The organism is Streptomyces laculatispora, assembly GCF_017353455.1.
Lineage (GTDB): Bacteria > Actinomycetota > Actinomycetes > Streptomycetales > Streptomycetaceae > Streptomyces > Streptomyces laculatispora.
Window position 1 is genome coordinate 1 of sequence record NZ_JAFMPZ010000555.1, and the last position, 10,488, is coordinate 10,488.

The 10,488-nt window shown below is 70.8% G+C and carries 14 protein-coding genes; 9 read left to right on the forward strand and 5 right to left on the reverse strand.

Annotation, left to right across the window (positions count from 1 at the left end):
• The 3 genes from J1C73_RS29470 to J1C73_RS29480 form a co-directional block, all read right to left on the reverse strand.
• A partial coding sequence (locus J1C73_RS29470) for a serine/threonine-protein kinase (protein ID WP_207319048.1) occupies positions 1-1,081 on the reverse strand: 1,081 nt, incomplete at its 3' end.
• A gap of 95 nt (positions 1,082-1,176) precedes the next feature.
• Complete coding sequence (locus J1C73_RS29475; protein WP_207319049.1) at positions 1,177-1,674, reverse strand: MarR family winged helix-turn-helix transcriptional regulator; 498 nt, start codon at positions 1,672-1,674, stop codon at positions 1,177-1,179.
• Positions 1,671-2,300 carry a DJ-1/PfpI family protein gene (locus J1C73_RS29480; RefSeq protein ID WP_207319050.1) on the reverse strand — a complete coding sequence of 210 codons (630 nt, stop codon included), beginning with the start codon at positions 2,298-2,300 and terminating at the stop codon, positions 1,671-1,673. The genes J1C73_RS29475 and J1C73_RS29480 overlap by 4 nt, the downstream gene beginning before the upstream one ends.
• 169 nt (positions 2,301-2,469) lie before the next feature.
• On the opposite strand from J1C73_RS29480, the gene J1C73_RS29485 reads away from it, so the two are divergent.
• From J1C73_RS29485 to J1C73_RS29495, 3 genes are all read left to right on the forward strand, one after another.
• On the forward strand, positions 2,470-3,843 hold the full coding sequence (locus J1C73_RS29485) for an aspartate aminotransferase family protein (RefSeq protein WP_207319051.1): 1,374 nt from the start codon (positions 2,470-2,472) through the stop codon (positions 3,841-3,843).
• Positions 3,844-3,948: 105 nt separating this feature from the next.
• Positions 3,949-4,713, forward strand: coding sequence for a GntR family transcriptional regulator (locus tag J1C73_RS29490; protein ID WP_207319052.1), 765 nt, complete (start codon positions 3,949-3,951; stop codon positions 4,711-4,713).
• 106 nt (positions 4,714-4,819) lie between these two features.
• A complete protein-coding gene (locus J1C73_RS29495) occupies positions 4,820-5,470 on the forward strand; it encodes a putative DNA-mimic protein (RefSeq protein ID WP_207319053.1) in 651 nt (216 codons plus the stop codon).
• Between the two features lie 83 nt (positions 5,471-5,553).
• Here J1C73_RS29495 and J1C73_RS29500 read toward each other — a convergent pair whose 3' ends face one another.
• A complete protein-coding gene (locus J1C73_RS29500) occupies positions 5,554-6,327 on the reverse strand; it encodes an SLATT domain-containing protein (RefSeq protein WP_207319060.1) in 774 nt (257 codons plus the stop codon).
• 385 nt (positions 6,328-6,712) lie between these two features.
• Between J1C73_RS29500 and J1C73_RS29505 the strand changes: the two genes are divergently transcribed.
• From J1C73_RS29505 to J1C73_RS29515, 3 genes are all read left to right on the forward strand, one after another.
• Positions 6,713-7,048, forward strand: a complete 336-nt coding sequence (locus tag J1C73_RS29505) for a YbaB/EbfC family nucleoid-associated protein (protein ID WP_123460166.1) — start codon at positions 6,713-6,715, stop codon at positions 7,046-7,048.
• A gap of 94 nt (positions 7,049-7,142) precedes the next feature.
• A complete protein-coding gene (gene recR, locus J1C73_RS29510) occupies positions 7,143-7,742 on the forward strand; it encodes a recombination mediator RecR (protein ID WP_123460165.1) in 600 nt (199 codons plus the stop codon).
• 137 nt (positions 7,743-7,879) lie between these two features.
• Positions 7,880-8,539: a DUF5063 domain-containing protein gene (locus J1C73_RS29515; RefSeq protein ID WP_207319054.1), complete on the forward strand. Its 660-nt coding sequence runs from the start codon at positions 7,880-7,882 to the stop codon at positions 8,537-8,539.
• 149 nt (positions 8,540-8,688) lie between these two features.
• Here the strand turns inward: J1C73_RS29515 and J1C73_RS29520 are convergent, their stop codons facing one another.
• The gene (locus tag J1C73_RS29520; RefSeq protein WP_207319055.1) at positions 8,689-9,078 is read right to left on the reverse strand and encodes a TIR domain-containing protein; all 390 of its coding nucleotides are present in this window, start codon (positions 9,076-9,078) and stop codon (positions 8,689-8,691) included.
• Between the two features lie 107 nt (positions 9,079-9,185).
• On the opposite strand from J1C73_RS29520, the gene J1C73_RS29525 reads away from it, so the two are divergent.
• The 3 genes from J1C73_RS29525 to J1C73_RS29540 form a co-directional block, all read left to right on the forward strand.
• A complete protein-coding gene (locus J1C73_RS29525; RefSeq protein ID WP_207319056.1) occupies positions 9,186-9,518 on the forward strand; it encodes a helix-turn-helix domain-containing protein in 333 nt (110 codons plus the stop codon).
• Positions 9,519-9,905: 387 nt separating this feature from the next.
• Complete coding sequence (locus J1C73_RS29535; RefSeq protein ID WP_207319058.1) at positions 9,906-10,286, forward strand: helix-turn-helix domain-containing protein; 381 nt, start codon at positions 9,906-9,908, stop codon at positions 10,284-10,286.
• A partial coding sequence (locus J1C73_RS29540; protein WP_207319059.1) for a DUF397 domain-containing protein occupies positions 10,283-10,488 on the forward strand: 206 nt, incomplete at its 3' end. The genes J1C73_RS29535 and J1C73_RS29540, both read left to right, overlap by 4 nt.

Consider the following 10,488-nt stretch of genomic DNA (forward strand, 5'->3'; position numbering starts at 1 on the left):
CCGGTGACGTGGCCGGTTCGGCGGGCGGGGGCGGCGTGTCCTGCGGGACCGCGTCCTCAGGGGGCGCCGCGCTTTCAGGGCGCGCGGTGTTCTCAGGGCGCGCGGCGTTCTCAGGAGCCTCCGCATCCCCCGGCCCCTCCGCGTCCTGCGGGTCCTCCGAGTCGAGCAGTTCCACGGCGTGGCGGCCGAGTTGGGCGAGGAGCGCGCCCGGGAGCCAGGGCTCCGACGTGTTGTCCTCGGCCAGCCGGTCCAGGATCTCGTCGGGCACCGGTCTGGCCGTCGGGTCCTTGCGGAGGCAGTCCTGGATCAGCTCCACGAGGTCCACCGGCACCCCGGTCAGGTCCGGGTCCTCCTGCGCGATCCGGAACAGCAGCGCGTGCACCCCGCTGGCGGCGTCGCCGAACGGGAGCCGCCCGGTCGAGGCGTACGCCAGCACCGAGCCCAGACAGAACACGTCGCACGCCGTGGTCACCCGCTCGCCCCGCACCTGCTCGGGCGACATGAAGCCGGGGGAGCCGACCAGGGCCCCGGTGCGGGTGAGGCCGCTGTCGGTGACGGTGTCGAGGGCGCGGGCGATGCCGAAGTCGATGACCCGGGGGCCGTCGATCGTCAGCAGGATGTTGGACGGCTTGAGATCGCGGTGGATGAGCCCGGCGGTGTGGATGGCCCGCAGGGCGTGCGCGAGACCGCTGCCCAGGATGTGGACCGAACGCTCGGGCAGTGGTCCGTACGCGCCGGGGGCGGGGCCCGCCGAGGTGCTCGCGCGGCCCGAGACGGTGGTCTGGAGGGACGGTCCGGCGACGTAGCCGGTGGCGACCCAGGGCACGTCGGCGTCGGTGTCGGCGTCCAGTACGGGGGCGGTCCAGGTGGAGCCGAGGCGGCGTGCGGCCATCACCTCCCGCCTGAACCGGTCGCGGAACTCCTGCTGTTCGGCGAGTTCCTCGCGTACGAGCTTGATCGCGACGGTGCGGCCGCGGTCCGAGCGGGCCAGGTACACCTGGCCCATGCCGCCAGCGCCGAGTCTGCCCAGCAGTCGGTAGGCGCCGATGCGTTGCGGATCTACGGAGCCGAGCTTTTCCATGGTGTGCAGTCCTCCCCCGTGCGGCGACACGCCGAACGGGTCGAGAATAGCGGCGCGGTTGTGCCCCGGCGGGGGGTGGTGGCCGGTCCGTGCCCTCAACCGCCGGGCGGGCCGCAGGCGTCGGCGGGGCCCGGAGCACCGGCCGTGCTCGGGTGGTGCACCGCGTCCATCGCCCGGGCCAGGCGTTCCAGCACGCGTACCGTTTCCGCGAACTCCTCCGGGCCCAGCTCCCGGGACAGCCGCGCCGCGAACTCCGCGTGGCCGGGGCCGATTCGGGACATCGCCGTGCGGCCCTCCCGGGTCGGGCGCAGGAGCTTCGCGCGGCGGTGGGCCGGGTTCGGTACGTACTCCGCGAGCCCCTTGCCCACCAGCAGATCGGCGATCCGCTGCACTGCCTGCCGGGTGATGCCCATGACCCGGGCGATCCCGGAGACGGGCAGCGGTTCGGCCAGCACCGCCCCGAGCACCTGCCACCACGCGGCGGTCAGCCCGGCCGGGCGGGCCAGCTCCTCCGACAGGGAGAGGAACTGGCCGTTCAGCCGGAAGACACCGAGAGCGGTCCGGCTCAGCCGGTCCTGTTCCGTACGGCTCATCCCTGGAGCACCTCGTACGCGCTCGCGTCCGAGTCATGGAAGAGCCGGTACCAGGCGTCGAGCTTCTCGCCCTCGAACACACCGAGGAGGGCGAGGATCTCGCGGGCGAACGCGACCGGCTCGGTCGGCCCAGCGGTGACCAGCGCCCCACCGGAACCGGCCCCGTCGTGACCGGCACGGCCGTGGTCGGTGACGGCGTCCGCGTCGATGTAGTGCTTGCCGCCCCCGTAGCCGGTGGCCGCCAGGTAGAAGGACACCGCGCTCGTGTGCGCCCGCTCGTCGAGCAGCCCCTCGCGGGCCAGCCCCGCCGTCGCCCCGCAGATGGCGGCGACCGGAACGCCCGCGTCCAGGAAGGTCCGGGCGGCACGTGCGAAGGGGGCCAGTTCGTCGCCGGCGTCCCACAGCCCGGCGCCCGGCAGGATCAGCAGTGCGCCGTCCCCGGGGCGCAGCTCCGCGAGCGCCAGATCGGGGCGCACGGTCAGCCCGCCCATGCTGGTGACCGGGCCGGTCGTCGGGCCCACCGTCCGGACGGTGAAGCCGTGCTGGGCGAGGTGGGCGGTGGCGTGCCCGGTCTCCCAGTCGGCGTAGGTGTCGTACACGGCCAGATACACGGTCCTGCGGGTCATGGCGGCCTCCGCGGCAGGAAGAACACTGATGACAACATGCTGTCGCTACGACAACATACTGTCAATGCACCGGGCCTCGCGCCGGACCCGACACCCTGCCGAACCACACGCCCCACTCCATACAAGGTGGCCATACCGGGCCGCGCCCGCCGCGGCCTACGCTCGCCGTATGACCCCTCATCCCCGTCATGCCGACGCCGCTGACCCCGCCGCCGGCGCGGCCGTGAAGGCCGCCGACCGCGCGCACGTGTTCCACTCCTGGTCCGCCCAGGGCCTGATCGACCCGCTCGCCGTCGCCGGCGCCGAGGGGGCGTATTTCTGGGACTACGACGGCAACCGCTACCTGGACTTCACCAGCGGTCTCGTCTACACCAACATCGGCTATCAGCACCCCACCGTCGTCGCCGCGATCCAGGAGCAGGCGGGGAAGATGACGACCTTCGCGCCCGCCTTCGCGATCGAGTCGCGCTCCGAGGCCGCCCGCCTCATCGCCGAGCGCACCCCCGGCGACCTGGACAAGATCTTCTTCACCAACGGCGGCGCCGAGGCCGTCGAGAACGCCGTCCGGATGGCCCGGCTGCACACCGGCCGTACGAAGGTGCTCTCCGCCTACCGCTCGTACCACGGCGCCACCTCCACCGCGATCAACCTGACCGGTGACCCGCGCCGCTGGGCGTCGGACAACGGCTCGGCGGGCGTCGTCCGGTTCTGGGCCCCGTTCCTCTACCGTTCGCCGTTCTACGCCGAGACCGAGGCGGAGGAGTGCGCCCGCGCGCTCCAGCACCTTCAGGACACCCTCGCCTACGAGGGCCCCTCGACCATCGCCGCGATCATTCTGGAGACCATCCCGGGCACGGCCGGCATCATGACGCCGCCGCCCGGATATCTCGCCGGTGTCCGCGAGATCTGCGACCGGTACGGGATCGTCTTCGTCCTCGACGAGGTGATGGCCGGATTCGGGCGCACCGGAAAGTGGTTCGCCGCGGACCACTTCGACGTGGTGCCGGACCTGATGACCTTCGCCAAGGGCGTCAACTCCGGTTACGTGCCGCTCGGCGGCGTCGCGATCTCCGCCGAGATCGCCGCCACCTTCGACACCCGCCCCTACCCGGGCGGGCTGACCTACTCCGGCCACCCGCTGGCCTGTGCCGCCGCCGTCGCCACCATCCATGTGATGGAGGACGAGAAGGTCATCGAGAACGCCACCCGCATCGGTGAGACGGTCCTCGGCCCCGGTCTGCGCGAGCTGGCCGAGAACCACCCGTCGGTCGGCGAGGTCCGCGGCCTCGGCGCGTTCTGGGCACTGGAACTGGTCCGCAACAAGGAGACCCGCGAGCCGCTGGTCCCGTACAACGCGACGGGCGCCGACAACGCCCCGATGGCGGCCTTCGGTGCGGCGGCGAAGAAGAACGGCCTGTGGCCGTTCATCAACATGAACCGCACCCACGCCGTGCCGGCCTGCAACGTCACCGAGGCCGAGGCCAAGGAGGGGCTCGCAGCGCTCGACGCCGCGCTGTCGGTGGCCGACGAGCACACCGTGTAGCACCCGTCCGCACACAGCGCCCCTCCCCTCCCCGCACCCGCCCGGCCGGTGCGGCCGACGGGCTCGGTCTAAGGTGGCCGAAACCGAAACAGGGGAGGGGCGCTCATGCGCGCGAGCGGAGCTGTCACGCGCAGTACGCTGCGGCAGCAGATCGCGGACGCGCTGCGTGACGAGGTGCTTGCGGGGCGTCTTCAGCCGGGACGGGAGTTCACCGTCAAACAGATCGCCGAGCAGTACGGCGTCTCCGCGACGCCTGTCCGCGAAGCGCTGTTCGATCTCTCCGCGCAGGGCCTGCTCGAATCCGATCAGCACCGCGGATTCAGGGTGTACCAGTTCACCGTCGCGGACTACCGGGCGATGGTGGAGGCCCGCACCCTGGTCATGGACGGGGTGATCCGGGACGTCTTCCGCGAGCAGCCCCCGTCCCCGGCCCAGCAGTTGAAGCGCCGGGACTCGCTCGTCTCCGTGCGCCGCCGGGCCGAGGAGGCCGCCCGCGCGGCGCGCGGCGGTGACCTGGACATCCTGATCGGCTACGACCTGCGCTTCTGGCGGGAGCTGGGCGCGCTCGCCGGCAACACGTACATCAGCGACTTCCTGCACCGGCTGCGCGTCCAGGCATGGGTGTTCGCCGTGCCGTACCTGCGCGGCGACGCGGACGTACGGGACTGGCTCTGGCACGGGCACGCCGACCTCGTCGCCGCGGTCACGCTCCGGGACCGCGACGCGCTGCGCGTGGTGGTCGACGACTACAACGGGCACGCGCTGAGCTGGGCTGACCGGCTGGCGGCCGGGGACCCGGCCCACCCCGGTCACGCACCGCAGCCGCCCGAGGCGGCCGGACCCGCGGACCCGGCGCGGCCGGGAGCCTGACCGGCACCGGTCCCCGAAGTCGGTCATGGGGGACCACTGTCCGCGACGTGCCGGCCGCATTACGCTGTCCCGACCATCGCACGCACCAGTTGGAGAGCGAGACTTCGTGGCCTGTGACCTGTGGCTGGTCCCCCTCGTCGATGTGCTGTGCCACAGCCCCGACAACCCCTTCGCCGAGGAGATAGCCGTCTTCGACAAGGCGCTGGGTGAGGTGGGGCTGCCGCCCGTACCCGTCTACGCCTACATGCCGGGCCTGACCGGAGACGTGGCCCCGGTCGCGGGCTTCGACTACGACGCCCTGCACTTCCTGCGCCGCGCCTATCTGCTCCAGATCAGCGGCCTCGCCGTCACGCCCGTGGACGAACTGGGCGGCGACTACGAGCAGTTGCTGGAGATGTTCGAGCCGACGGCCCAGCAGTCGCACCTGGTGTGGCACTACGACCACGCCGGGGCGTACGTCCCCCTGGACTTCGCCTACCCGATCTCCACCGATGACCTGCTGGAGGGTGGCGGCCCGCTCGGCTCCTCGCACGGACTGCTGAGGGAGCTGGAGTTCGTCGCCCCGTCCATCGGCATCGACCCGGCCAACCCGCCGGCCGCCCCGCTGCCGCCCGCCGCGCCCACCGAGCTGGAGGAACCGGCGGTCCCGGTCCCGTACGACGACAACCCGTTCGCCCGGGAACGCCACGTCTGGCTCGGCCTGCACGCGGCGGTCACCCGCAGCCTCGCTCAGGGCTCAATGATCATCTTCAGTTGACGGACGAGCCGGCGGGCGGCTGACGGACAAGGCGCCCGCCGGAACCCCCGCCGGAACCTCTCCGGAATCACGGTGATCACCGGTCATCGCGGGGACTCCGGCGGCCGCTGCCGCGGCATGTTCGGCCGGCCCATCGACTGCAGCGGGAACCTCCCCGGCTGTGCGCCCTGCTCGGCACGCCCGCCGCCCGTGCCGCCGGACACCAGCGCCTGCGTCCCCATCGGCGCGGGACCGGCCCGGAACTCCACCATCCAGTCCGCGGTCTCCGACCGCACGAGTTCCGTGACGTCCTCCGAGAACCGCCGCAGCACGCCGAGGCACCGCTCGGCCGCCTCGCTCGCCGTCCCCTCGGTCGGGCCGAGCACCTCCCGTACGCACTCCGAGGCCCAGTCGAACTGGAGCACCTGGAGCCGCCGCTGCACGGCCTGTGCCGTGGCGAGATTCCTTATCCACCCCGAGGTCAGGCCGAAGTGCCGGTCGCACGCCATGCACGCGGCGCCCAGCAGCAGCGACAGATAGCCCCAGCCCGCCGCGCCGTGCAGCGCCCCCGTCAGATCGAGCAGCGGCAGCGCCGCGCCCGCCACCGCACCGGCCGCGGTCCCCATCCGCAGCACCCTGGCCCCGCGCCGCTTCCACACCCGGTCGCACAGGTACCAGTCGGCGGTGCGCAGGGCTTCGGCCTCGACCCAGCGGTACAGCTCGTCGAGCCGCTGGGCGGGTTCGCCCCAGTCGCCGAGCGGGAAGGGCGCTCCGGTCAGATCCCGGCCCGGCGCGCCGGAGCCCGTACCGGGAGGAGGGGCGGAACCGGCCGGACCGGGCACACCGGAATCGTTGCGGGGCGGCCCTTCGGGCTGCATCTCCGGCTGACTCACCGGGGTACTCCTCTGCATGCTGCATGACGACGCGTGCTGTCGACCGCGTCCTCGACGATGGGCGGGATATCTGCCCTCTGCTCACTGAGGCTCGCTGCGACCGGCAGTGCCCCCTGCGTAACCTTGCGTGACGGTGGGTGCGCGTGCGCGTACCGGGACGCATGCCCTTCCTACCGCCGAATGGTGGGCCGCGTGGTCGAAATCGCAGTATTCCCGGGTGCGCAGAGCCTGTGATCAGGTATAGGAGTCCCGCCTTCGCTGACTCAATCTCACTCGAAAGAGTTGCTCGTCAGTGGGTGGGGCGCGCCGCCCGGGGACCACGTAGGCTCGGCGTACCGAAACATTTGTCGTCGAAATGCCTGGAGTGACAGTGATTCCCGGTGGTGGTCAGCCCAATATGCAGCAGCTGCTGCAGCAGGCCCAGAAGATGCAGCAGGACCTCGCGGAGGCCCAGGAGGAACTGGCCAGGACCGAGGTCGACGGCCAGGCGGGCGGCGGTCTCGTCAAGGCGACGGTCACCGGCTCCGGTGAGCTGCGCAACCTGGTGATCGACCCGAAGGCGGTGGACCCCGAGGACACCGAGACGCTCGCGGACCTCGTCGTCGCGGCGGTCCAGGCGGCGAACGAGAACGCCCAGACGCTCCAGCAGCAGAAGCTGGGCCCGCTGGCCCAGGGCCTGGGCGGCATGCCCGGTCTCCCCTTCTGACCAAGGGCATGTCCAAGGACATACCCAAGACGGTACGCACCCCCTACGGTACGTACCACGACGCGGCCGACCAGGCGGCAGGAAAGGCTTTCCGTTGTACGAAGGCGTGGTTCAGGACCTCATCGACGAGTTGGGCAGGCTGCCCGGCGTCGGTCCCAAGAGCGCGCAGCGGATCGCCTTCCACATCCTTCAGGCGGAGCCCACGGATGTGCGCCGCCTCGCCCATGCCCTCCTGGAGGTCAAGGACAAGGTCCGCTTCTGCGCGATCTGCGGCAACGTGGCGCAGCAGGAGCAGTGCGGGATCTGCCGCGACCCGCGCCGCGATCTGACGGTCATCTGCGTCGTCGAGGAGCCGAAGGACGTCGTCGCGATCGAGCGGACCCGCGAGTTCCGGGGCCGTTACCACGTACTCGGCGGGGCGATCAGCCCCATCGAGGGCGTCGGTCCGGACGATCTGCGCATCCGCGAGCTGCTGGCCCGGCTGGCCGACGGCTCCATCACGGAGCTGATCCTGGCGACCGACCCCAACCTGGAGGGCGAGGCCACCGCGACGTACCTGGCGCGGATGGTCAAGCCGATGGGGCTGCGGGTGACACGGCTGGCCAGCGGTCTGCCGGTGGGCGGCGACCTGGAGTACGCGGACGAGGTCACGCTCGGCCGCGCCTTCGAGGGGAGGCGTCTGCTCGATGTCTGACCCGCTGCGGGTTCCCCTCCCGGCCCGCTTTCCAGTTCCGTCCCCGGCCTCTTGTCCGGGGCCTCACGGCGGCTTTACGTTCAGCGCAGTTATCTTCTACTCAACGTCTCCGACCGTGCCCACGGGAGGTCTCCTCGATGTCTGACGCCACGCTGAACACTGTCACCCAGGACCCCGACGACTTCGCGGTCCAGATCGCCGACCAGATCAAGACGTTCATCGTCGCGGTCACCGAGGTGTCGAGGGTCGAGGAGCCGGAAGAAGCCGTTCCGGTGCTGCTGCTCCAGGTCTCCCAGCTCCTGCTGGCGGGCGGCCGGCTGGGCGCGTACGAGGACATCCTCCCGGACGAGCGCTACGAGCCCGACCTCGGCGCCGAACCGGACGCGGACGGGCTGCGCGAGCGCTTCGCGGTCCTGCTGGAGCCGATCGACGTCTACTCCGAGGTCTTCGACCCGTACGAGCCCCGCAAGGCCCCGGTCCCGGCCCGCATCTCCGACGACCTGGCCGACCTGGTCACGGACCTGCGCCACGGCCTGGCCCACTACGAGGAGGACCGCACCACCGAGGCCCTGTGGTGGTGGCAGTTCTCCTACTTCTCCAACTGGGGCTCCACCGCCTCCGCCACCCTGCGTGCCCTTCAGTCGCTGATCGCCCATATCCGCCTGAACCAGCCGCTCCAGGCGCTCGACGGCCTGGACACCGACCAGGACGCCGGCGACGACGACCTGGCCGAGGAGGCCGGCCGTGTGATGGTCGAGGAGATCGCGGGCCCGCTGGGGCTGCGCCCGGTCACGTAGCGGACGGCCCTGGCCCGAGCGCGGTGCCACTGAGATGGTCAATTCCAAGGGATGCCTGCGGAGGGTGTGGGGTGCGCGGCGGCCGAAGCCACCGCGAGACGGTCAGGCGGCGGGCTGCCGGCCTTGGTTGTCGAGGTGGCAGCGGGCGGTCAGGCATCAGGGTCGACTTCGGGGTGCGTGAACCGCACGGGCTTGCCCAGCGACCGGGCGTAGGCGATTTCGGCTCGGGTGCTGTCTCCGATGTAGTCGCCGACTACGAGCACCTCATCAGCGAGCCGGATCTTCGCCCGGTGCAGATCGTCGAGTCGAACCTTCAGCGCCTCGGCCTCGGCAGGATCGGACCGGAGTTCGTGCGGCGACTTCATGTCACAGCCCGGTTTGACGACAATCTTTCCGGCTTTGGTCTCCCGCAGATCGGCCTCGTTCATCTCGGTCATGAAGCGGGTGGAGCCGCAGATCACGACGATACGCGGGAGGCTCAACAGCTTCTTCGCGTCGGCGAGCTTCTCCTCGGGGGTGAGCAGTCGCGGGTATGACACTGGTTCCTCCTGGTGGTGTGGTCAAAGGGGTGCCTGCGGAGACGAGAAACCGCTACGAGGAATACCTGTCCAGGTCGACGGGGGCACGGGGAAGACGGAGGCGTTCGATGCCTCAGTACAGCAACTGGGCCGACGTGAAGCGCCGGCTGCGGGAGAGTAACCCCGAGGCGTCCGACGCCGACTGGGAGGGGCGCAAGCAGGTCGCACGCGCTGCCACCGAGGCGTATGTGCTGGGGCACGGCCTGCGTGAGATCCGTGAGGCTCAAGGCCTCACCCAGGTGCAGGTGGCCGAGGCGGTCGGGATTTCCCAGGCGCGGGTCTCCCAGATCGAACGCGGTGAGATCCACAACCTGGAGATCATGCGCACCTACGCGTCGGCGCTGGGAGCCAAGATCACGGTCTCCATCGAGTACGGCGACCGGATCGTCGGCGCAGCCTGATCACTGGTGATCGGCCTGTCCGAGGGCAGACCAGAGCTGTTCCGCGTCCACGAAGGGCGCTGTCGGTGTGGGCCAGGACTGCCACATCAGCGGCCAGGTGTGCCCGTTCAGCGCCGGTACGCCGACGTAGCCGACCTGGTGCCGGGTCCCGAACCGCTCGACGTCCAATGGCCAGGCGCGGTCGCCCGCGGTGCGCGGNNCCCGGATGCCCTGGATGCGCAGGGTGTCGAAGTGAACCCCGCTCATGCGGAGTTGGTGCCCGGAGGCGGGGACCCAGTCGGGGCGGTGAATTGCTTGCGTCATGGCTACACGGTGCCGGTGCAGTGGCTACGCTCGGTAGTGACTGCTGCGATACGCGGTGATGTGTATCCCTTGGAGGTGGCCGCTGTGTCAGTTCAGGACCCGCCCCCCGCGGCTTGGCGCTACTGCGGTGACCAGCTGAAACGCTGGCGCACGCGGGCGGGCGTCAGTCGGGAGGAACTGGGCGCGGCGGCGAAGTACGCCCCCGACACGATCAAGTCGATGGAGCAGGGCGTACGGATGCCGACGCCTCAGGCCAAAGCGGCCTCTTTGCTGGGGCCGATGCTGCTGCTGGAGACCGTTGACCACGAGCGGTTGGCGTTCACGGAGGGCCCGTCGATGAGTCAGCTCACTGCTGACGCGGAAGTGGTTGGGACACAGGCCGAGCGAATTAGCATGCTCCGCATGGAGGCCCTCAGTTCAGCGGGGTCTGCCGATTTCATCAAGCGGATGGTGGATGAGTTATGAGCGACGACCGGCAGTGGTTCAAGTCCAGCTACAGCAACTCCGAAGGCGGCGCCTGCGTCGAAGCCGCCCTGGACTGGCGTACGTCCACGTACAGCAACTCCGAGGGCGGCGACTGCGTCCAGGTCGCCCCCTGCCCCACCGCGATACACCTCCGCGACTCCAAGCTGTCCACCGACAGCCCCCAACTGACCGTCCCCGCCGC